20 protein-coding genes and 1 other RNA gene are annotated in these 20,759 nt (G+C 39.9%); 6 read left to right on the forward strand and 15 right to left on the reverse strand.

Annotation, left to right across the window (positions count from 1 at the left end; translation table 11 throughout):
- Positions 1 to 110: 110 nt before the first annotated feature.
- Positions 111 to 1,784, reverse strand: coding sequence for a formate--tetrahydrofolate ligase (locus KQI58_RS06000; protein ID WP_216407364.1), 1,674 nt, complete (start codon positions 1,782 to 1,784; stop codon positions 111 to 113).
- Between the two features lie 174 nt (positions 1,785 to 1,958).
- Here KQI58_RS06000 and KQI58_RS06005 point away from each other — a divergent pair, with 174 nt between their 5' ends.
- Positions 1,959 to 2,159 carry a cold-shock protein gene (locus KQI58_RS06005; protein ID WP_216407366.1) on the forward strand — a complete coding sequence of 67 codons (201 nt, stop codon included), beginning with the start codon at positions 1,959 to 1,961 and terminating at the stop codon, positions 2,157 to 2,159.
- Positions 2,160 to 2,168: 9 nt separating this feature from the next.
- On the opposite strand, the gene KQI58_RS06010 is transcribed toward KQI58_RS06005, so the two are convergent.
- Positions 2,169 to 2,603 carry an EbsA family protein gene (locus KQI58_RS06010; RefSeq protein WP_216407368.1) on the reverse strand — a complete coding sequence of 145 codons (435 nt, stop codon included), beginning with the start codon at positions 2,601 to 2,603 and terminating at the stop codon, positions 2,169 to 2,171.
- Positions 2,604 to 2,636: 33 nt separating this feature from the next.
- Here KQI58_RS06010 and KQI58_RS06015 point away from each other — a divergent pair, with 33 nt between their 5' ends.
- Entirely contained in the window at positions 2,637 to 3,023 is a 387-nt protein-coding gene (locus tag KQI58_RS06015; protein ID WP_216407370.1) for a ribonuclease HI family protein, read from the forward strand.
- Here the strand turns inward: KQI58_RS06015 and cls are convergent.
- The 3 genes from cls to KQI58_RS06030 all read right to left on the reverse strand — a co-directional run bounded on the left by cls (position 3,018) and on the right by KQI58_RS06030 (position 8,575).
- Positions 3,018 to 4,478, reverse strand: a complete 1,461-nt coding sequence (gene cls / locus KQI58_RS06020; RefSeq protein WP_216407372.1) for a cardiolipin synthase — start codon at positions 4,476 to 4,478, stop codon at positions 3,018 to 3,020. The genes KQI58_RS06015 and cls overlap by 6 nt on opposite strands.
- Positions 4,479 to 4,622: 144 nt before the next feature.
- The gene (alaS, locus tag KQI58_RS06025) at positions 4,623 to 7,256 is read right to left on the reverse strand and encodes an alanine--tRNA ligase (protein WP_216407374.1); all 2,634 of its coding nucleotides are present in this window, start codon (positions 7,254 to 7,256) and stop codon (positions 4,623 to 4,625) included.
- A gap of 266 nt (positions 7,257 to 7,522) precedes the next feature.
- On the reverse strand, positions 7,523 to 8,575 hold the full coding sequence (locus KQI58_RS06030; protein ID WP_216407376.1) for a DUF7278 family profilin-like fold-containing protein: 1,053 nt from the start codon (positions 8,573 to 8,575) through the stop codon (positions 7,523 to 7,525).
- Between the two features lie 70 nt (positions 8,576 to 8,645).
- Here KQI58_RS06030 and KQI58_RS06035 point away from each other — a divergent pair, with 70 nt between their 5' ends.
- Positions 8,646 to 9,083 (forward strand): GNAT family N-acetyltransferase, encoded by a 438-nt coding sequence (locus KQI58_RS06035; protein WP_216407378.1) that lies wholly within the window; start codon positions 8,646 to 8,648, stop codon positions 9,081 to 9,083.
- Positions 9,084 to 9,104: 21 nt separating this feature from the next.
- Here KQI58_RS06035 and KQI58_RS06040 read toward each other — a convergent pair whose 3' ends face one another.
- Together KQI58_RS06040 and KQI58_RS06045 are read right to left on the reverse strand one after the other, a co-directional pair.
- Positions 9,105 to 10,454, reverse strand: coding sequence for a DEAD/DEAH box helicase (locus tag KQI58_RS06040; RefSeq protein WP_216407380.1), 1,350 nt, complete (start codon positions 10,452 to 10,454; stop codon positions 9,105 to 9,107).
- 1 nt (position 10,455) lies between these two features.
- Positions 10,456 to 11,604 carry a VanZ family protein gene (locus KQI58_RS06045; RefSeq protein ID WP_216407382.1) on the reverse strand — a complete coding sequence of 383 codons (1,149 nt, stop codon included), beginning with the start codon at positions 11,602 to 11,604 and terminating at the stop codon, positions 10,456 to 10,458.
- Positions 11,605 to 11,879: 275 nt separating this feature from the next.
- Between KQI58_RS06045 and KQI58_RS06050 the strand changes: the two genes are divergently transcribed.
- Positions 11,880 to 12,194, forward strand: coding sequence for a hypothetical protein (locus tag KQI58_RS06050; protein WP_216407384.1), 315 nt, complete (start codon positions 11,880 to 11,882; stop codon positions 12,192 to 12,194).
- A 12-nt stretch (positions 12,195 to 12,206) separates the two neighbouring features.
- Here KQI58_RS06050 and KQI58_RS06055 read toward each other — a convergent pair whose 3' ends face one another.
- The 6 genes from KQI58_RS06055 to KQI58_RS06080 form a co-directional block, all read right to left on the reverse strand.
- Entirely contained in the window at positions 12,207 to 12,554 is a 348-nt protein-coding gene (locus KQI58_RS06055; protein WP_216407386.1) for a hypothetical protein, read from the reverse strand.
- Positions 12,555 to 12,669: 115 nt separating this feature from the next.
- Entirely contained in the window at positions 12,670 to 13,311 is a 642-nt protein-coding gene (locus KQI58_RS06060) for an HD domain-containing protein (RefSeq protein WP_216407388.1), read from the reverse strand.
- The gene (locus KQI58_RS06065) at positions 13,301 to 14,464 is read right to left on the reverse strand and encodes a THUMP domain-containing class I SAM-dependent RNA methyltransferase (protein ID WP_216407390.1); all 1,164 of its coding nucleotides are present in this window, start codon (positions 14,462 to 14,464) and stop codon (positions 13,301 to 13,303) included. The genes KQI58_RS06060 and KQI58_RS06065 overlap by 11 nt, the downstream gene beginning before the upstream one ends.
- Positions 14,465 to 14,929: 465 nt before the next feature.
- An RNA gene (gene rnpB / locus KQI58_RS06070) (RNase P RNA component class B) lies at positions 14,930 to 15,302 on the reverse strand.
- A 13-nt stretch (positions 15,303 to 15,315) separates the two neighbouring features.
- Positions 15,316 to 15,720: a cell division regulator GpsB gene (gene gpsB / locus KQI58_RS06075; RefSeq protein WP_216407391.1), complete on the reverse strand. Its 405-nt coding sequence runs from the start codon at positions 15,718 to 15,720 to the stop codon at positions 15,316 to 15,318.
- 68 nt (positions 15,721 to 15,788) lie between these two features.
- Complete coding sequence (locus KQI58_RS06080) at positions 15,789 to 16,346, reverse strand: DUF1273 domain-containing protein (protein WP_216407394.1); 558 nt, start codon at positions 16,344 to 16,346, stop codon at positions 15,789 to 15,791.
- 81 nt (positions 16,347 to 16,427) lie between these two features.
- On the opposite strand from KQI58_RS06080, the gene recU reads away from it, so the two are divergent.
- Together recU and KQI58_RS06090 are read left to right on the forward strand one after the other, a co-directional pair.
- A complete protein-coding gene (gene recU / locus KQI58_RS06085; protein WP_216407396.1) occupies positions 16,428 to 17,033 on the forward strand; it encodes a Holliday junction resolvase RecU in 606 nt (201 codons plus the stop codon).
- Positions 17,034 to 17,037: 4 nt separating this feature from the next.
- Complete coding sequence (locus tag KQI58_RS06090) at positions 17,038 to 19,323, forward strand: PBP1A family penicillin-binding protein (protein WP_216407398.1); 2,286 nt, start codon at positions 17,038 to 17,040, stop codon at positions 19,321 to 19,323.
- A gap of 27 nt (positions 19,324 to 19,350) precedes the next feature.
- Here the strand turns inward: KQI58_RS06090 and nth are convergent, their stop codons facing one another.
- Together nth and KQI58_RS06100 are read right to left on the reverse strand one after the other, a co-directional pair.
- Positions 19,351 to 20,004: an endonuclease III gene (gene nth / locus KQI58_RS06095; protein WP_216407400.1), complete on the reverse strand. Its 654-nt coding sequence runs from the start codon at positions 20,002 to 20,004 to the stop codon at positions 19,351 to 19,353.
- Positions 19,997 to 20,710 carry a DnaD domain protein gene (locus KQI58_RS06100; protein ID WP_216407401.1) on the reverse strand — a complete coding sequence of 238 codons (714 nt, stop codon included), beginning with the start codon at positions 20,708 to 20,710 and terminating at the stop codon, positions 19,997 to 19,999. Before KQI58_RS06100 ends, nth begins: the two co-directional genes overlap by 8 nt.
- Positions 20,711 to 20,759: the final 49 nt, after the last annotated feature.

Genomic DNA, 20,759 nt, shown 5'->3' on the forward strand with positions numbered 1-20,759 from the left:
TTTTTATAAATTATTTTGCATATTTTATCGAAAATATGCAAAATCAGCTTTTGAATATACAAAAAAGGAGCAAACGCCCGCTTTCACGAGTGTTTGCTCCTTTCATTATTTTAAAACAAGCCGATAGCATTTCCTTTTTCATCAACATCCATATTTAAAGCAGCAGGTTTCTTAGGCAATCCCGGCATCGTCATGACGTCGCCGGTCAGCGCAACGACAAAGCCTGCACCGATCTTCGGTACAAATTCGCGGATTGTCACATCAAAATCAATTGGAGCCCCTAATTTACTTGGGTCGTCTGATAATGAATATTGCGTCTTCGCCATACAAACAGGCAAACGATCCCAGCCGTATTTCTTGAAGCTGGCCAATTGTTGCTGTGCTTTCTTACTATAGATAACTTCATTTCCACCGTAAATCTCGCGGACAATCGTTTCAACCTTTTCAGTTAAATCATCGTGCTCGCGACTAAAGATTGAATGGAAATTGTTTTCTTCAGTTGCAATTGTTTCAACAATCGTTTGCGCCAAATCAATTCCGCCATCAGGTCCTTTTTCCCAAACGCTAGCTAACTCAACTTTCACATTTTCTTGTTCGCAAAGCTCTTTTAATAGCGAAATTTCCTTATCCGTATCACTGATAAATTCGTTGATAGCAACAACCACAGGTAAACCATACTTGCGCATATTGCGAATATGCTTGGCTAAGTTACTGAAACCTTCTTTCAAGGCATCAAGATTTTCCATACTTAAATCAGCTTTAGCCATTCCTCCGTGCATCTTCAGTGCTCTGATCGTCGCTACGATTACCACAGCATCAGGCGCCTTGCCTAAACTTGGTACCTTAATATCCAAGAATTTTTCTCCGCCAAGATCTGCTCCAAAGCCCGCTTCTGTGACCACATAATCTCCACAATGCAGCGCAGCGCGCGTTGCTAGAATACTATTACAGCCATGAGCAATATTCGCAAATGGTCCGCCATGGACAAATGCCGGTGTTTGGTAAATCGTTTGAACTAAATTAGGCTTGATTGCGTCTTTCAGAACCAGGGCTAGTGCTCCTTCCACCTTCAAATCACCAACTGTTACAGGCTCACGATCAAAGGTATAGGCTACAACGATATTTGATAAACGGTGCTTCAGATCTTCAATATCTGTTGACAGGCATAGGATTGCCATGATTTCGCTGGCAACAGTAATGTCAAAGCCATCTTCGCGAGGAACCCCATTGATCGGACCGCCCAAGCCAACAGTAATATGGCGCAGCTCACGATCATTCAGATCAACAACCCGTTTCCAAATCACGCGTCGGGCATCGATGTTTAATTGATTTCCTTGATGGATGTGGTTATCCAGTAAGGCTGATAAGGCATTATTCGCTGTTGTGATCGCGTGCATATCTCCAGTGAAGTGCAGATTAATATCCTCCATCGGCAATACCTGTGCGTAGCCACCGCCAGTTGCGCCACCTTTGATCCCCATGACTGGTCCTAAAGAAGGCTCGCGTAAAGCAATCACGGTTTTCTTTCCAATTTTATTTAAAGCATCGCCTAATCCGATCGTAACAGTTGATTTTCCTTCCCCTGCCGGCGTTGGATTGATCGAAGTGACAAGGATCAATTTTCCTTCTGGATTTTCTTTCATCCGTTCTAACGCATCAAACTCGATTTTTGCTTTGTATTTGCCATGCAATTCCAAATCATCAAAAGATAAGTTGATTTTTTCTGCGACCTCCGTAATTGGTGCTAAAGTCGTCGCTTGAGATATTTCGATATCAGTTTTCATAAAAACTCCCTTTCCCGAACGTTACTCAGAAAAATACACTTTTTTATTCGTTCCTTTTTATTATAACGAATTTTTTAGAGAAAAACACCACTTAGAATCACCAAACTTATTGATTCGCATTTTTTGTTTCCATCACGTATAATAAAACCAGCAATTGCAAAGGGGTGTTGCGTAATGAATAGTGGCATTGTTAAATGGTTTGATGAAAAAAAAGGGTATGGTTTTATTGCCTATGATGAAAATCAAGAAGTTTTTGTTCATTTCACCGCGATTGAGGAAGAAGGATTCAAAAGCTTGGATCCTGGTGACGAAGTTGAATTTGTAATTGTGGAAGGTGCTCGCGGCATGCAAGCAGCTCATGTAAAAAAGAAATAAACGAAAAGATCAGTCATGACTGATCTTTTCGTTTTCTTCTCTGATCTCAATTTCTGGATAGAACGTCATAAAGTCTTTGATAAAGGCTTCTTTTCTTTTTTTACGCATGGCAAAATGAAAAGAAGCTCCGCTAAGTCCTTTTCGCTGGATGATTACCCCGTCTTTACACGGCGTTAAATAATCGATATGCTCTCGTAAAAGTGTCTCCAGGCGCCAAAACCTGGCATAACGGACTCTTATCCCGGTTTCGTCAATGTTTAAATAGCGATGAAGGCCAACAACAGCAAATAAAATGGCAATACCGATTACAATATTTCCCTGTAAATAAGGCCGCGTTTTTTCCAAGGTCAGAATCAATCCATAAAAAAGAACAATAAAGGTCAACGACCAATAAATGATGCTGATTGACAGCTCCGGTTGCCAAAAATAGCGTTTTTTCTTCATTCATATACTCCTACTCTAAAAAGGATGGTCATTATGTTAAAAGTTTATACTGATGCTGCTACGAATACGCAAAAGAGCGGCGGCGGCATTCTAATTATTTCTGAAAAACAAAAACAGCTTGCGATCTCACTGCCTGAAACCAACAATCATCAAGCGGAATTAGCAGTGATTCTCCATGCTCTAAACTATTTGATCGAACAAAAACTGAATGATCAAACGGTTTTACTCTATTCCGATAGTAAAACTGCAATAAAAATTTTAGACCAAGGACAGACAAAAAACAAGCTCTTTCAGCCATATTTATCAGAGTTTAATGAATTAGCACCGCAATTTCCCTTGCTGGTTCTTCAATGGATTCCAGAAGCAAAAAATAAAGGGGCGGACAATCTTGCCCGCCAAGGTTTGCGAAAAAAATTATAAAACAGGTGATAATAAGCGTGAAAAACGTTGCTTGAAATTCAACCAGTGAGATTGGTTTGCGATTATTTCATCTGTTAATAAAATACATTCCTTCATGTCCTCTTCAAAAATTGTCCGGAATAGCTGTGCGATCTCTGGATCATAAATAAAGCTGCTGACCTCAAAGTTCAATTCATAACTGCGGATATCCTGATTGGTTGAGCCAAAGCTAGCCAGCTCATCATCAACGACAATTGTTTTGGAATGTAAGAAGCCATCGGCATAGTGATAAATCTTCACGCCTCGCTGATGTAAATAATTCGCATAGTATTGAGTCGCTCGGTAAATGAATGGATGATCCGGCATGTTTGGAACCATGATCCGTACATCAATCCCTGATCGTACTGCAATCAAAATAGCGGAAATCATCGTCTCATCTGGTACAAGATAAGGACTTTGGATCCACACGCTTTTCTCAGCCGCCAAGATCATCCGAACAAAGCCGTCTTTAATAATCTGTTCGCTGGAGTCAGGACCATCCGCAACAATCTGCATAGGGACACCTTTTTCGATCTGCTTTTGCGGCAGAACAAAATACTCTGGCAAATAGCTCATCCGGTCGGCTTTATTTTTTACAGAAGCATTCCAATCGCGAATAAAAATTTCCTGCAAGGTGAAACTAGCCGTTCCTTCTATTCGACCGTGCGTATCGCGCCATCTTCCAAAACGTTTAGATTCTCCAAGATACTGATCGCCGACATTAAAACCACCCGTCCAGCTGATCTGTCCATCTATGACAACGATCTTTCGATGTAAGTGGTAATTCAAACGTGTTTTAGCCAAAATATTTCTTGAAGTAATAAACGGCGCAACTTTTCCGCCATTTTTAATCAAGGTCTCAAAAAACTTTTTGTTCGTCTTCGGTGACCCCCATGGATCATAGATCATCCGAACTTCCACACCTTCAGCGGCCTTATCCTCTAAAATACGCATAAAGCGATTACCGATGCGGTCATTGAAGAACGCATAGTATTCCACGTGAATGGTACTTTGAGCTTCCCGCAGGTCTTTAAATAGACGTTCGAATTTCTCTGTGCCGTCTAAGAAAAATTCCAGGTTATTCCGAATTGCTAACGGCGATTCATCCAAATTTTTAAAATATTTTACTAGCGCTGTTGCTGCTGGATACAATTGATCCGGCTCATTGTAATCCACATGCCGATTGTCTTGTTGAATAATTTCGTTGATTTCCTTAACACGGTCCTCATCTTCTTGTTCAAACAGATACATCGTTTCCCCATCGATACCGCGACCGCAAAAGGCATAAATTAAAAATCCAATGACTGGCAAAAAAATCAATGTTAACAGCCAAGCCCAAATCGTTGTAATATTCCGCGGTTTACGAAAAACAGTAATGATTGCCCCCACTAAGTTGACAATAAAAATAAATAAAATAATTTGCTCAATAATTCCCAAATGGTCCCCTCTTTTCAGAAAAATAATTCTCTCATTTGAATTATACCTAAACCGCCTTATTAATAAAAGAAAGTCGCTATGGAATACTCATATTCTCATAAAAAAAGGACAGTGTCACGAAGATACTGTCCTTTAATAAGAAAATTAAGCTAACCAGTTGGCTACTTCAGCTAATGCATCCGCTAGACCGGCTGGATTTTTCCCGCCAGCTTGTGCCATATCTGGACGGCCGCCTCCGCCTCCGCCGACTTTCGGCGCGATTGCTTTAATCAGATCGCCAGCCTTTAAACCTTTTTCATTTGCTGCTGGGCTCATCGCCGCAAGCAGATTTACTTTTTCACCTTGCACAGTTCCTAAAACTAAAACATCTGACAAGGCTTTTTGTTTCCATTGATCCGCCAATTGACGCAATTGATTCATATCTTTCACGTTGACTTGGGCAGTAATCACTGTCGTACCGTTGATTTCTTTGACATCTTTGAAAACATCACCCGCTTGTTGATTCGCTAATTTTGTGGCTAGTTGTTCATTTTCTTTTTGCAGCTCACGTAATTGCTGTTGCAATTGCTCGGTTTTGCTAACAACTTCTTTGATTTGCGGTGATTTCACGATTTGTGCTACTTGTAGCAGCTGTTCTTCTTCTTCACGGAAGGCTTCATAGGCTTCTTTGCCTGTCAATGCCTCGATCCGACGAACACCAGCTCCAATTCCTGATTCAGAAACAATCTTGAACAAGCCAATATCTTCTGTATTAACGACATGTGTTCCACCGCATAGCTCGATCGACCAGTCGCCGATGTTGACTACACGTACATCATGTCCGTATTTTTCACCAAATAAGGCCATCGCGCCCATATTTTTCGCCGTATCGATATCGGTTTCGATCGTTACTACTGGAATAGCTTCCCAAATTTTTTGGTTGACGATTTTTTCCATTTCTTTTAGTTCAACTGCTGTCACCTGACCGAAATGTGTAAAGTCAAAACGTAAATGCTTGTCCGTCACTAATGAACCGGCTTGGTTCGCGTGATCGCCTAACACTTCCTTCAAGGCTTTATGCAAAACGTGCGTTGCCGTATGATTTTTGATGATCTTATTGCGGTACGCCGCATTGACCTGCAAGAAGTATTTTTCGCCTTCTTTTAATGACGCAAGCACTTCAACGGTATGCAGTGCTTGACCATTTGGTGCCTTTTGGACATCGGTCACGTTAGCGATGATTTGTCCCTCGCTATCCACGATCATCCCAATATCTGCGATTTGTCCACCCATCTCAGCGTAAAATGGTGTTTCTGCGAAAATCAAGCGTGCTTCGCCTTCACCGACCATATCAACGATTGCATCGTCCTTTAGGATCACCAGCAATTCACTTTCGCTTTCCAAATGATCATAGCCGACAAACTTGCTTGCTACTTTGATATCGCCTAATAAAGCGGTTTGAACGCCCATTGATTTTTCTGTTGTACGAGCAGCCCGGGCACGTTCTTTTTGTGCCTGCATTTCCACATCGAAGCCTTCGTGATCGACTTTTAAGCCTTCATCTTCCGCGACTTCTTCCGTCAATTCTACAGGGAAACCAAACGTATCGTACAATTTAAAAATAACTTTTCCGTCTAACGTTGTTTCATTTTTCGCTTTTAAATCAGCTAACACATCATTTAACATCGTAAGCCCATCATTGATGGTTTCATGGAAGCGTTCTTCTTCTGTCCGAACCACTTTTTGGATAAAGGCCTCTTGCTGTTTTACCTCTGGGTAGTAGCTGACCATGATTTCTCCTACGACTGGGACCAATTTGAATAAGAAGGCCTGATCAATTCCTAGTTTCTTCCCATGCATAACTGCACGACGCAACAAGCGGCGTAAAACGTAACCACGCCCTTCATTTGATGGCAGAGCCCCATCACCGATCGCAAACGCCAATGAACGAATGTGGTCCGCAATCACCTTGAAGGAAACATCCATTTGTTTATCCACGCCATATTTCTTGCCGCTCAATTCTTCAACCTTGCCAATAATTGGTAAAAATAAATCTGTTTCAAAGTTAGTTGGTGCATCCTGAATGATCGAAACCATCCGTTCAAGCCCCATCCCCGTATCAATATTTTGATGTGGCAATGGTTCATAGGTGCCCTGTGGAGTGTGGTTAAATTCTGAAAAGACCAGATTCCAGATTTCTAGATAGCGTTCGTTTTCGCCGCCAGGATAATTTTCTGGATCGTCTTCAGCTAAATCGTTAAAGGCTTCGCCGCGGTCATAGAAAATTTCTGAGTCGGGACCGCTTGGGCCAGCACCAAGATCCCAGAAGTTGTCTTCAATTTCAACCACATGGTCTGCTGGAATCCCGACTTCTTCTAACCAGATGCGTTTTGCTTCTTTATCTTCAGGATAAACCGTTACATACAATTTATCTGGATCAAAGCCTATCCAATCTGGTGAAGTTAAGAATTCCCAAGCCCACTCAATGGCTTCCACCTTGAAATAATCACCAATCGAGAAATTTCCTAGCATTTCAAACATCGTATGGTGACGTGCAGTTTTACCAACATTTTCAATATCGTTTGTCCGGATAGATTTTTGTGCATTAGCAATCCGTGGGTTTTCTGGTACGACACTACCATCAAAGTATTTCTTCATGGTCGCCACACCTGAGTTGATCCATAACAACGTTGGATCATTTACTGGAACTAAAGATGCACTGGGTTCGATCATGTGCTCTTTGCTCTTAAAGAAATCTAAAAACATTTGGCGCACTTGTGCGCTTGATAATTTTTTCATCTGTTCTCCTCTTTTCTCAAAAAAATAAAAACTACCACTGCAGTCAAGGACGAAAACTCGCGGTACCACCTTGATTGCAATGATAGTTTGATCATTACCTCTTCAGCTCGTTAACGCTGAGTAGCGTTGATTTTTCAATCAAAAATTTTGGGAGCAATTTATCATACGCCACGTGCAGCTTTCAGCAATCGTGCACTTTCTGTGGAGGCGAAACGAATAAACCATATCCTTTTAAGAGTATAGAAAAAAGTTTGTCAAAAGTCAAACTAGATCTTGATTAAAATCGCCTTACGATACAAATAATTACTTGGTGAGAGAATCTCCTCGTGCATCATCGTCGTTGTATTGCTGTAATAACTAGATAGCGGCAGAAAATCAACAATCGGAATGCCAACCTGATTCTTCTTGTTGGTCAGTTTTAACACACTAGGATCTTCGGTTATCTCAAAACGCTCCATTGAGGTATCAAAGAATAAGCCAAACATATTCTCCTGCTCCATCATTTTCCGAACATTCTTACCGCGATATGGATCGGCGACATTTAAATCATTGCCCCAACGGAATAAACGGCGGCTGCCGGCACCATTGACGTATTCCCACTGATCTTCTGTCAATAAGTCAAAATTCTTTTTGCGGATTTTTTTTCGCAGACTGGTATAGGTGTGCTCTTCATGACTAAACACATAGTAGCTGTCTGAGTGAGGAATCATTTCAATATACCAACGCCCCTCTTTTAACACGTTTTTAGGGAAGGTCCAAGTCATACTTTCTTCTGGCGTCAAGTTTGGTGATAATACGCTTTTGATTTCCTCTTCATAGGTTGAAAATTGATCCGCTTCCCCTGAAAAACTTCCAGTTACCGAATCATAGATTCCCAAATAGTTGGTTCCCGCGGGTAAAGCATGACGCTGAACAAACATTGGCGGGATTTGGACTTTACGCAAGCTTGACGTTTTATCATTTATTAGTTCCCCTAAAGAATCGACATCGAAAAAGTTATATTGTCCGCGTAATTCCTCTGGGATAATAATTTCTTGAGAGTTTGGTGCGGTTTCTAACAACGATAGACCTTTTGTGCCTAGGTTCCAGCCTAAAATTGCGTCTTTATTGCCTGGGATAAAGACAAACTCCTCTTCATCAATCAGCAACTGAAACGTTTGGCATTTAATACCGTACAAATCAAAATCCTTTAATTCAATATCTGAAATCTTCATCAATGGATTGACAAAATGAAGTAAAAGCTGGCTTAACAAGGTACGTTTTTCCTTTGGATTCAATCTCTTCCAATAGGACCAGTCTAATTGATCTAACAAGTTCATAAATCTTTCTGCCTCCTCCAACACTCATATGCTAGAATTATACCATTATCATAAAGAAATGAGGAAAAAGATGAAGGAAATTTTTGGCGCTTCGCCAGAGTTGCAGGCTGCCGCCTTTTATTTACGCTATCAGGTTTTTGTTTTAGAACAAAATATCTTGGCCGAGTTGGAATTTGATCAATTGGATACAGTTGATCGTCAATATCTCGTTTTCTTTGATGAGCAACTCCCAATCGCCACTGTCCGCTATCAAAAAATAGATGAATCGACGTTGAATCCTGACCGTCTATGCGTCCATCCTGATTATCGCAATCAAGGATTAGGTCGCAAACTTCTAGATCGGATCGAATTGCAAGCGCGCCAAGAAGGCTGTCAGTATTCTGTACTTTCTGCCGAACTTAGCGCGCAGTCTTTCTACGAGAAAATCGGCTATCGCGTCGTATCAGATATATTTGAAGAAGACGGCATTCCTTGTGTTAAAATGCAAAAAGAACTTGTATCGGATTGACAGATACAAGTTCTAAATTTTTTATGAGTTTGAACGCTTTTTATTCTTCCGAGCGCCACGTTCTTCTTGTCGACGTGCTACACGGCATTTTTGTTTATTCGATTCAGAAATGGCGCGATCAATTTTTTTCTTGTAGCCAGGCTTGATTTTTTTCTTTGATTTTTTAACTAAGCCAATCAAGGTTGGGTCTAGCTCATCTTTTGATTTTTCGCGTTTCTTTCGACGATTCCGATCGTAAGTATCGACGATTTCACCATTCTTGATCTCTTTTGGTTGGAACGTCACACCAAGATTTTCAATCAAGCTGATATCATTTTCATCACTTGGACCATATAAAGTGATCGCTGTTCCAGACAATCCATTCCGGCCGGTTCTGCCCACCCGATGAATAAAGAAATCCAAATCCTGCGGCACCTCTGCATTAATCACATGAGAAACCCCTTCAATATCGATCCCTCGTGCAGCCAAATCTGTCGCTACGACATATTGATAGTCTAAGTTTTGAACTTGCCGCATCACACGCTTCCGTTCTCGCGGTGAAATATCTCCGTGAATCTTCGCGACTTTTAACCCTTGTGATTTTAAATAATCACTGATCTCATCGACGTGCTGTTTCGTATTGGCAAAAACAATGGCTAAATATGGATGACCAATCGTCAATAATTGATAGATCAAACGATTTTTATCTTGCCCTTTCGTCGAGATCAACCAATTTTCGATCGTATCCGAAATTACTGCTTTTGACTTAATTTCTTCAATCACAGGATTTTCCATATATTTTAATAGGAAGGGACGCAGTTTTTCTGGGATCGTTGCTGAGAAGACCAACATTTGTAAATGCTTCGGTAAACGGCCAGCAATTTGATCGACTTCAGTTAAAAATCCCATATCCAAAGTCATATCCGCTTCATCGACCACAAAATACTCTGCCGTATGGACTTTCAACGCTTGTTCGTTCATCATGTCTAAGATACGACCAGGCGTTCCGATAGCAACATGTGGTTGATGCGTCGCTAATTTATCGATTTGACGCTGTTTGTCGGTTCCGCCAACAAAATTCGTTACGCGGATTTCATTTGGTGAAAATTTTGCAATTTGAATAGCGGCTTGATAAATTTGTGTCGCTAGTTCGCGGCTTGGCGCTGTGATGACGATTTGCACCTCATCTTTAGCAGCATCGATCTTATTCATTAACGGCAGTAAAAACGTATGGGTTTTTCCTGAGCCTGTTTGTGACTGTCCGACAACATTTTTCCCTTTTTTAATTAAGGGAATTAATTTTTCTTGAACCGCTGTTGGTTCAGTAAAACCTTTATCCTTGATCGCCTCAAGAATAAATGGCTGGAAATTGAATGATTCAAAAGTTCGCATGTTATACCTCTTTCTTTAACGTACTAATCGTATACGTGTGACTCACTTTATCATGGAATAGGCGGGTTTTTCTTCTTATGAGAGCATACAATAAGTTGAATAGAAATAAAAGTAAAATTCCTAAACTTAACATTCCTAATGTCGCATAAGCGATAAAAAGCGTGTGATTTGTTGTACTTAAATGAGTCATGGTGTATTGAAAAATTTGCAATAGCCCGAAGAAAAGAAAGTAAAGTGCAGAATATCGCAAGACCAATCGCCTCAAACGAATATGCTTGTAACCTTCTTCGATGACTTGAATGCGAACAACCTTTTTCCCAATGGTTTGACCGTTTAAGAGGTAATTGATTAACATGAAATAAACGATCACTTCAATGATGAACACTGACATAGTATTACTCAAGATTTCACCGGCTTTAGGCGGTAGTACATTTGATAAATAGTTGATTAACGGGCTGAACAACCCAATGATAAACCAATCGATTCCCCATGCAACAAACCGTCTTAATAATGAGACGCGCCGCCCTTTTTCCAGTGATTCTGAGTCCAGCTCGCTTCTGGTTGGTAAAAAGAACGTGAATAATGGCGCACAAACAAAGCCCAGCGTGCCACCTATTGTATTATGCAATAAGTCATTGACATCAAATAATCGGTAAGGTCGTGGATAAATAAAATAAAGACCGCTTAATTGTGTTAACTCAAAAAAAAGTGACAGACAAAAGCTAGCTAAAATCGTTTTCCAAATGGAAAATCTGAAATAATACCGGCAATATACACCAAAAGGGAAAAGTAGAAAAATATTAAAAACAGGTTCCAGAAAAACACTTTGTTTCATTGCTGGCAGATACGTGCTGGGATTATTCAATTGCAGTACCGTTTGATTCATAAAATTGTGCCAGGATTGAAATAAATGAAGTTCGTAACGCGGGCCGGTCATCTGTGCAACCGTGTTGATGTCAGGCAACGGTAAAATCACTAAATAATACGCGCATAATAAGTAAAATACAAATGAATACAAGATCAGACTTCTCAGTTTGCCTAATTGTCCATATTTTCGATAATAATAAATTAAAAATGGTGCGGTAATCAGCATCGCCAAAAAGGGAAATGTTAGCACCGCTACTTTGATTGGAAACGTGTAACTGTTCATAAAAAACTCCTTTGTTCAAATTACTGTAAAAATATTAGATGAGTGTTTTGTCTGCTAAACTCGTCTAACTCCTGTAAAAAAGCCGAATATTCAACTGTTTTAGTTTAAAATATCTTCTTCGTAAAAGCGAAGAAAAAGACTCTATTTTGCGGTGTTTGTGATTTTAACTATTAAATGTTTTTACGTATGTTATTAATTTTTGGCTAAATTTCTAATCAATAAGTTTTTTTTGGAGTTGTGGTAAAATAATTTATACTAGATTGGAGGTAAGATAAATGCTTAATCCGCTTTTCGCATTTGGTGTTCCCGCGGCTTTGATGGTCGCTTATATGATTTTCTTTTTTGTCAAGAAACTGAAAAATAGTGATTATCGTCGTTTCGCTTTAACTTTAATCGCAGTTTTTTTAACGACTTTCAGCTATCAAGTTTATAATTACAGTCAAACAGTTGTAGCTCTCACGTCACTAGAAAGTTTTCAAAAGAACTTTGGATACAGTCAAGGCCGCCTGATCGTTCCTTTTATATTAGGAGCAATCCTCACAGTCATTAATGTGTATTACCTTTTTCGTCAGTTTAGAAAAAAAGAATAACAGGATTTCCTGTTATTCTTCCAAATCAAAAAATTTAATTTTCACATTATTTAATCGTTTCAGGGTATTCAAATCTAAGTTGACCCACTCTTTTGACGCGGGCTGATAATGATTTTCCTCGAATGACAGTTCTATTTCGTTCAAAAGTTGTTCTGGTGTTCCAAAAAAGCTTTTATCCTTATTCAGCAAGACACTAATCAGTGCTGGATTTTCTATTAAAAAATAATCCTCTCGATACTTATATAAAATAATTTGATAGGTCTTATTTGTAAGTTTGCAGCGAATAGCGAATAATCCCTCAGATAAGTTGGGCATTCTTTCTAAAACTTCTTCGGGACTCAAGATTTCACGATGTAGCATTTAGAGTTCCTCCTAACCAATGAATATTATAGGAGAAAAAGAAGTTCACTGGAAATAAAACGTCTTGCTCAACACATTTTTTTACTTTTATCTTCAAATTTTCACTTCATTTTTATTATAAATTCCACTCATCGTAGAATCTTTTTAGAAACTCTTCCATATATGCCATCCGTTTTTGAGCTTCATTTTTACCAGCTTCAGTATTCATTGTTGCTGGAAGCTTGAATAATTTTTCATAAAAATGATTAATCACTGTACTTTTTTGACGATATTCTTGTTTATTTTTGAACTCCTGCGGTGGCAGTTTTGGATCATATAAGGGGCTTTGCGTATGCCCGCCATAATAAGCAGTTCGTAAAATACCTATGGCACCAAGTGCATCAATCCGGTCCGCGTCCTGCACGATCTGTCCAGCAATAGTCAGTTCAGCCTTTCCGTTCTCTATTTCTTTTGAAAAGGAAATGTTTTCGATGATTTTAAAAATTTCTTGAACTTCTTCCAGGGAAAAACCAAGTTCTTTTAAAAACTTTTTAAGGTCATCCTGGGCACTTATCACATCTGCGACAACCTTATCGTCAATCACATCATGCAGATAGCTAGCAGCTTCAATGATTAACGTATCCGTGACGCCTTCTTGTTCAGCCAAGTTTTTAGCAATCTTAGCCACACGTTGGACATGATAAAAATCATGTCCACTGCGATCAGCACCGAGTTTCTCTTTGGCATAAATACGAATTGTTTCTATTTTATTCGGCATCGTTGCGCGGCTTTCTTGGAGGACGTTCGCCCCAATATTGAAATAGATCCGTTCGTATAGCACCGTTGTATAATTTTCTTTTCTTGGTTGCTTTTGCCCCGTAAAACTCTTCGAAGGCTAAATCACTAGTCAAAATGTATTTACTCCAGGTTTTCAATGGGCGGAACACCTCTCCCATTTCACGATACAATACGCGAACCTGCTCTTCTTCGCCTAAACGTTCTCCATATGGGGGATTAGCTACAATCACACCGTAATCCTTATCCGTTTTAAAATCTTTAACAGCCTGCTGTTTAAGTTGAATCGAATCACCTAATCCGATTTCTTCAGCATTTGCTTGAGCGATCTCAATCATCCGACCATTGATGTCAGAGCCAGCGATATCTAATTCAATATCATAATCAGCTGCTTCATCCGCTGCAGAACGAACCTTATCAAAGACAGCGGCATCAAACCAATCCCACGCTTCACAGGCAAAATCCCGATTGAATCCAGGTGCAATGTTGTGGCCAATCAGCGCCGCTTCAATACACAACGTCCCTGATCCGCAAACCGGATCATAAAAAGGACGATCTTTCCGCCAATTTGTCAACATTACTAAGGCCGCCGCCATATTTTCCTTTAAAGGAGCGCCGCCTTTTTCTAATCGATACCCACGCTTGAACAAGCTCGGCCCCGTTGTATCTAGAGTCAAAACAACATGATCCTTTAATAAAGCTACCTCTAGCTGAAATAGCGCCCCCGTTTCTGGTAGCGGTACACGAGCTGGACGATGGTAAACTTCTCGCAAGCGTTCAACGATTGCTTTTTTCGTGATTGATTGGCAATCAGGAACGCTGTACAATTTTGACTTGATCGAACGTCCCGCCACTGGGAATTCAGCATCCATCGGCAGATAATCTTCCCAAGCAATCGCCTTAACCTTCTCAAATAATTCATCAAAAGTAAACGCATCAAATTCCCCGACAATGATTTTCACACGGTCGGCGGTTCGTAGCCATAGATTAGCAGTAGCGATCGTTTCCAAATTTCCTTTAAATCGTGCCCGTCCATTTTCGACTTGGCAATCGATGCCTAAATCTCGCAATTCTTTACCTACTAACGCTTCGATACCCGCAGCGGCAGTGGCAATTAAATTATATTCTTTCTCCATAATTGCTCCTTTATATAATAGTAGTAATAATTTTTTCCAATGTAAGACTATTAGCTTTTTTTGAACTAAAGCCTCAATTTTTTCAAATACTGAAAAAAATAGGTTTTATTCTCGTTTCGCATACGATTCCACTAAGTATGAAGTGGAACTCGCAGCTAGCTCAATTCAATGGATTGCTTTTTTCAAAGACCGAAAAAACTTTATTTTCGTACGCATACCATTTTTCTAACCTGCTAAAGCAGGAAGAAAAACTCGCAGCTAATTCGTACTAAGGGAATAATTTTTTCAAAAACCGAAAAAATTAGTTTTATTCTCATTTCGCATATCATTCTGCTAAACAGCACAATCAATTATTCCATATTTAACTAATTCCAGTTCGATTTGTGAATACTGCAAAAAGCAGAACTGACAAAAAAAGACCTTCACAACGCAAAGTTGGAAGGCACACCCTGAATTGCTGCAATTTTCTGTAAGCCATGTTTTGTACGACGACCAACTCAGGGAAGTGTGATCGTCGTGGTAATCATCTATCTCCGACATAAATGCCGTCTCTTTCATCGTTCATTTCCTTAGAAAAAGCGCCCCTACCATAGTTTGGGTTGCTCGCTCGAGGGGTTTACCGCGTTCCACCATTTTGATTTCTCAAAATGCTTCGTCACTGTGGCACTTTCAAGAATACTTAGGCATAGATTGCTCCGTAGCCCTTTTTTCTGCCGTTACTTCAAAAGAAGTACCTTAGCTTATGGTTTCGCTAAGCACGAACACTACAATCATCTCAGACTGTGCGAGCATGGACTTTCCTCAGACTGCGCAAAGCAGACCGCGATCACCCAAAAATTGCATCATTCAAATTAAAATTGACGAGTTTTCTCAATATCACTTTCATCTTGAGAATAACTTTGTCCGAAATCAGAAGTAGCCGTTTGAGTTGATGCTTGCTGATCAAGCTTCTTGCCAAAAACTTCTCTTTCAAGATTTGATAAACGCTTCAAGATATCAAAGTTTGTAACAGCTGAACTTTTAGGCGCTGCTTCTTTCACACGTGAAGGAGCTGGCTGAGCTTTAGATAATTGTTCAACTTTTGCTTTCAAGCGATCATTTTCTTCTCTCAGTGTTAATAATTCTTTGTTATAAGCTTCATAATCTTTGATTACATTGTCCAAAAATTCGTCGACCTCAATTGGATCATAACCACGCATTTTTGTTTTAAATTCTTGCTCCAAAATATCATTAGGAGTATAGATTACATTCGCCATTTTTCCACCTCATTAGCTCTTATCTTAATTTACTTTCCTATATATTCTAGCTGATAAGCTTGAGGAAATCAAACACTATCCCCGAAGTCTGAGGAATTTTCTAAATCATCCATCGTAATTGTAAGCAAATCGTAGGGATTTTGTTCTTGAAATTTTTCCACATCAGCTAAAAAGAATTTGCTTTTTCCTGGATACTCAGTATCATATACCAGCAAGGCTGCTTCGGTGTGCTGCAATAAGAAATTTACATGATTTTTAAATTGTTGAGGATTCTGATAGGGCTGATGACTGACCGAATCCACGTAATCCGCCGTTTGTACAAGCTCGCTTAAAAGTAATTGATTGTGTTCTTTCCAGTTATTTCCAAACTCTTCGAATGGGAAAATAACTGCTAATTTGATTTCGGGATACTCTTGTTTTAATTCCTTGACTACCTGCCCCGTCCAAATCTCTGTACCAAGACTGCCACTGATCATGACCCATTCCAAGCCATTTTCAATCAGAGCCGTCAATTCTTTTTTTAAAACATTCTTAATTACTTGCACACGAGGGTCCTGCTCACTGAAGATTCCTAGCTCATAGCTCTGATATCCTGTTACGTATATTCGCTGTATTGTTTCATTCATTGCATTTTCCTTACTTTCACTTAAAAATAAAATATCTTTCAAAAAAATTTGCTATAATAGCAAACAGGAGTGTGATGAAATATGACCTTTCACTACCCCAACGGTCAGCTATTTTCACAAAAAAATCCACGAGAACGCTCATTAAAAAAAGAAACAACGTTTGCTAATCGAGGTATGCGCTTTGAAGAAGCAATCAATCAAAGCAATGAGTACTACTTAACCCATGATAAGGCAGTTGTCCATAAAAAGCCAACGCCGCTTCAAATCGTTAAGGTCGATTATCCTAAACGAAGTGCCGCAGTTATTAAGGAAGCCTATTTCAGACAACCTTCCACAACTGATTATAATGGTGTTTATCAAGGATACTATTTAGACTTTGAAGCAAAGGAAACAAAAAACAAGAGCTCTTTCCCGCTAAAGAATTTCCATCAGCATCAGATTACGCATATGCAGAAATGTCTGAAGCAGAAAGCAATTTGTTTTGTTTTACTTTGGTTTTCAAGCTTAAATCGTTGCTTTTTTCTTTCTGCTGAAGAACTGGTAAACTATTGGCAGAGCCAAGAAAATGGCAAAAAATCAATACCGCTAAAACAAATCGAAACAGTTGGTATCGAGATCACACCGCAAATTGCTCCAAGAATCCCTTACTTGGATGCGGTGGAACACTATCTTGAAAAAAGGAGTTAATCAAATGGCTAATCCCTCACGTTCGCAGAAAAAAAAGCGGACCTCTCAAGGAAAGGAACCTAAACCAAAAGTTAAAAAGAATCGCCATATCGGGCTGAAAATTGCGATTGCAATCGTTGGGTTGCTTTGCGTCGCATTACTCACTGGTATCGGAATCTTTTTCTACTATGTAAAGGATGCACCGACCTTAACCGAAAAGAAATTAGAAGCGACAGTTTCTTCTAAGCTTTTTGACAGTGATGGAAATATTTTTGAAGACCTTGGTGCTGAAAAGCGTGAAAAGGTCAGCGCGAATAAAATTCCGCAAGAATTAGACGATGCGATTGTTTCAGTCGAAGATCGTCGTTTTTTCAAGCACAACGGTGTTGACCCAGTCCGAATCGCAGGATCAGCGTTACACAACCTCACTAACAAAGGCGGACTGCAAGGTGGTAGTACCTTAACCCAGCAGCTAGTTAAGCTTTCCTTCTTTTCAACAACGACTGAAGAAGCGGACAAAACGCTGCGTCGAAAAGCACAAGAAGCCTGGTTGGCTATCCAGTTAGAGAAAAAACACTCGAAGCAAGAAATCTTAACCTACTATATTAATAAGGTGTATATGGCCAATGGTCTATATGGAATGGAGACGGCTGCTGAAACTTATTTCGGTAAGGAATTACAGCATTTAACCATCGCACAAACAGCATTATTAGCTGGCATGCCGCAAGCACCTAATTCCTATGATCCTTATAAACATCCAGAGGCTGCAAAAGAACGTCGCGATACAGTACTCTATACCATGCTGAATAATAAAAAGCTCTCTCAAAAAGATTACGATGCCGCAATCAATGAACCGATTGACCAAGGGCTATTGCCTTTAGAAACAGACAATCAGGAACGTAAGGTCGCTGACAATTATGTCAAAGAAGTGATTGCCCAAGTCGAAGACAAAACGGGCAAAAATGTTTACACTGACGGCTTAGATATCTATACAAATCTGGACACTGACGCACAAAATCGACTTTATTCGATCGTAAATGGTGATGAATATGTCCAATATCCCGATGAGGATTTACAAATAGCTGCCACGCTTGTAGATAGTGAAACTGGAAAAGTAACTGCTCAAATTGGTGGACGAAACATTGCCGATGATGTTTACTTAGGATTGAATCGTGCAGTAAGTACAAATCGCGACTTTGGGTCAACAGTTAAACCAATCACCGATTACGGTCCAGCGATCGAATATGAGCAAAAATCTACTGGTGAACGAATTGATGACCAGCCTTATTATTATGAGGGAACGAAAACAGCGGTTAAGAACTGGGACAACAGCTATCAAGGAAATATTACGTTGCGTCAAGCTTTGTATAATTCACGAAATGTCCCAGCTGTGAAGCTTTTCAATGAAGTTGGACCAGAAAATGTGTCGAAATTCTTGAAAAACTTAGGAATTCAATACAAAGAAATACAACAGGCTAATGCCATCTCAAGCAATACAGAAACACAAGACGGAACGAAATATGGAATTTCCACAGAAAAAATGGCCGCAGCCTATGCTGCTTTTGCTAATGGTGGAACTTATAACGAGCCACTCTATATCAACAAAATTAAATATCAAGATGGCTCAGAACAAACCTTTGAAAACAAAGGAAAGAAAGCCATGGAGCCTTACACGGCTTATATGATTACAGACATGTTGAAAGACGTTATTACAAAAGGTACCGGAACATACGCGCAGATTCCTAACCTATTCCAAGCGGGTAAAACAGGTACTTCTAACTATACAGATGATGAATTGGCCAAGATTCCACATTATGGATCGATCTCACCAGATGTCATGTTTACTGGATATACGCCGCATTATTCTTTATCAATTTGGGCAGGCTATGACAAGCGATTGACACCAATAACCACACAATCGGAAAATATCGCACAAGACGTTTACCGTGAAATGATGAGTTATGTATCGCAGAATGTCTCAAATGAAGATTGGGTTATGCCAAATGATGTCTTAAGAATTGGAAACGAACTTTATGTCAAAGGTGCTTCATCAGTGCCGGCACCTAGCTATTCCTACCAAAGTTCTTTTTATAGCAGTAGTACTTTTAGTGCAACGACTAGTTCAACTAGCAGTGTAGAATCGGAATCTAGTTTCTCAGAATCGTCAACAGTGACGCCGCCAGCAAGCAGCAGTGCTCCACCTGCCAGCTCAACACCGACGCCGTCTTCATCTGCTGAACCTCAGCCGTCTCAACCGTCATCTAGTGATCAACCTACTCAGACGCCGGCTGTGCAAAACGATCAACAATGATCAATTAATTAGAAAAAGCCGCTCGATTTATTTTCGAGCGGCTTTTAGTCTGTCTTTTCCTTCTTGACACATATCTAGTAAAGGACAAATTTCACATTTCGGGGAACGAGCGGTGCAATGATAGCGCCCAAAGAAAATTAACGTATGATGACTTTTGACCCACAACTCTTTTGGTATTTTGCGCATCAAAGTTGCTTCCACTTCAGTCACAGAAGCGCTCAATTTGCAAATCCTTAAACGTTTGGTCACTCGTTCAACATGAGTATCAACCGCAATTGCAGGTACACCAAAAGCATCGCCAAGAACCACGTTCGCTGTCTTTCGCCCAACTCCTGGTAATTTAATTAACTCCTCACGAGAATTTGGCACAACACCATTGTAATTATCTAGCAGCATCTGTGCACAAGCTTTGATGTTCTTCGCTTTATTACGATACAAACCAATCATTTTGATCTTCTCGATGATATCTTCTATTGGTGCTTGAGCTAATGCCTCTGGTGTAGGATAAGCCTTAAAAAGTGCTGGCGTCGCCTTGTTCACTGAAACATCTGTTGCTTGAGCGCTTAGAATAACTGCGATCAATAATTGAAATGGTGAATCAGAATGAAGCTCTCCAACCGCATCCGGAAACATGTCGTACATTCGCGACAATGCCTCCATCGTTTTCTCTTTGCTAAGCATCGGGATCTTTCCTTTCTAACCAATTGTATAAAGAGACTTTTGGCAATTCTTCAGATTGCTTTTGTTCCTCTTCTTTTTGCAGCATAATTTGTTTTCGTCGTCGTTGCTCTTCTTCTACTTGAGCTTTAGATCGAATATTCTTCTTTTCCCAGCTTTGAAGGACTGTCTCAATATATTTAAAATTGTAGGCCTGATTCAAGACGGCTTCTTGTAACGCTAGTTCGATCAGTGAGGGTGAATACTGATCATCGTTCAGCCAGTAGCCGATTTTTTGGTACTCAATTGGTGATAATGGCCGACCGAATTCCTGTTCAAAGGAGCGCAGCATTTTCTTTTGTGCTGCCAAATCATTTTCTTCTTCCGCTTCGAAGCGTTGTTGTTCTTTCAACACGTCCAATTTTTCAAATGCTGGGAGTAAATTATAATGATCGCTTTGTCTTCCCTGTTCATCTAATGCAGTCTCAAGCGAGACAAACTCCTTTTCAACCAGCGTGTTCAAAGCAGCATAGATTTTTTCGGTCGTACTCCCCATATTTTGAGCAATTAAAGTCAGATCAGGAAAATCTTCACCAGCTTGATGAGACGCGTAAAGTTGCAGCCATAGCATAAACTCATTCGTATTTAGCCCAAGTTTAGTATAATTTTGCAAAAGCAGATTGGAGATTGTCGTCTCTCCACCTGACAAATATTCTTTCAATGAAATCATTAGAAATCCTCCATTCACTTTTTTAGTTTACACTAAAAAAAGAGGAAGT

This window comes from Enterococcus raffinosus (genome assembly GCF_018917525.1).
GTDB classification, from domain to species: Bacteria; Bacillota; Bacilli; order Lactobacillales; family Enterococcaceae; genus Enterococcus_A; species Enterococcus_A raffinosus_A.

Coding starts and splice junctions, on each gene's coding strand:
- KQI58_RS06000 (WP_216407364.1), bottom strand. CDS start 1,784: ATGAAAACTGATATCGAAATATCTCAAGCGACGACTTTAGCACCAATT.
- KQI58_RS06005 (WP_216407366.1), top strand. CDS start 1,959: ATGAATAGTGGCATTGTTAAATGGTTTGATGAAAAAAAAGGGTATGGT.
- KQI58_RS06010 (WP_216407368.1), bottom strand. CDS start 2,603: ATGAAGAAAAAACGCTATTTTTGGCAACCGGAGCTGTCAATCAGCATC.
- KQI58_RS06015 (WP_216407370.1), top strand. CDS start 2,637: ATGTTAAAAGTTTATACTGATGCTGCTACGAATACGCAAAAGAGCGGC.
- alaS (WP_216407374.1), bottom strand. CDS start 7,256: ATGAAAAAATTATCAAGCGCACAAGTGCGCCAAATGTTTTTAGATTTC.
- KQI58_RS06030 (WP_216407376.1), bottom strand. CDS start 8,575: ATGAACTTGTTAGATCAATTAGACTGGTCCTATTGGAAGAGATTGAAT.
- KQI58_RS06035 (WP_216407378.1), top strand. CDS start 8,646: ATGAAGGAAATTTTTGGCGCTTCGCCAGAGTTGCAGGCTGCCGCCTTT.
- KQI58_RS06040 (WP_216407380.1), bottom strand. CDS start 10,454: ATGCGAACTTTTGAATCATTCAATTTCCAGCCATTTATTCTTGAGGCG.
- KQI58_RS06045 (WP_216407382.1), bottom strand. CDS start 11,604: ATGAACAGTTACACGTTTCCAATCAAAGTAGCGGTGCTAACATTTCCC.
- KQI58_RS06050 (WP_216407384.1), top strand. CDS start 11,880: ATGCTTAATCCGCTTTTCGCATTTGGTGTTCCCGCGGCTTTGATGGTC.
- KQI58_RS06055 (WP_216407386.1), bottom strand. CDS start 12,554: ATGCTACATCGTGAAATCTTGAGTCCCGAAGAAGTTTTAGAAAGAATG.
- KQI58_RS06060 (WP_216407388.1), bottom strand. CDS start 13,311: ATGCCGAATAAAATAGAAACAATTCGTATTTATGCCAAAGAGAAACTC.
- KQI58_RS06065 (WP_216407390.1), bottom strand. CDS start 14,464: ATGGAGAAAGAATATAATTTAATTGCCACTGCCGCTGCGGGTATCGAA.
- gpsB (WP_216407391.1), bottom strand. CDS start 15,720: ATGGCGAATGTAATCTATACTCCTAATGATATTTTGGAGCAAGAATTT.
- KQI58_RS06080 (WP_216407394.1), bottom strand. CDS start 16,346: ATGAATGAAACAATACAGCGAATATACGTAACAGGATATCAGAGCTAT.
- recU (WP_216407396.1), top strand. CDS start 16,428: ATGACCTTTCACTACCCCAACGGTCAGCTATTTTCACAAAAAAATCCA.
- KQI58_RS06090 (WP_216407398.1), top strand. CDS start 17,038: ATGGCTAATCCCTCACGTTCGCAGAAAAAAAAGCGGACCTCTCAAGGA.
- nth (WP_216407400.1), bottom strand. CDS start 20,004: ATGCTTAGCAAAGAGAAAACGATGGAGGCATTGTCGCGAATGTACGAC.
- KQI58_RS06100 (WP_216407401.1), bottom strand. CDS start 20,710: ATGATTTCATTGAAAGAATATTTGTCAGGTGGAGAGACGACAATCTCC.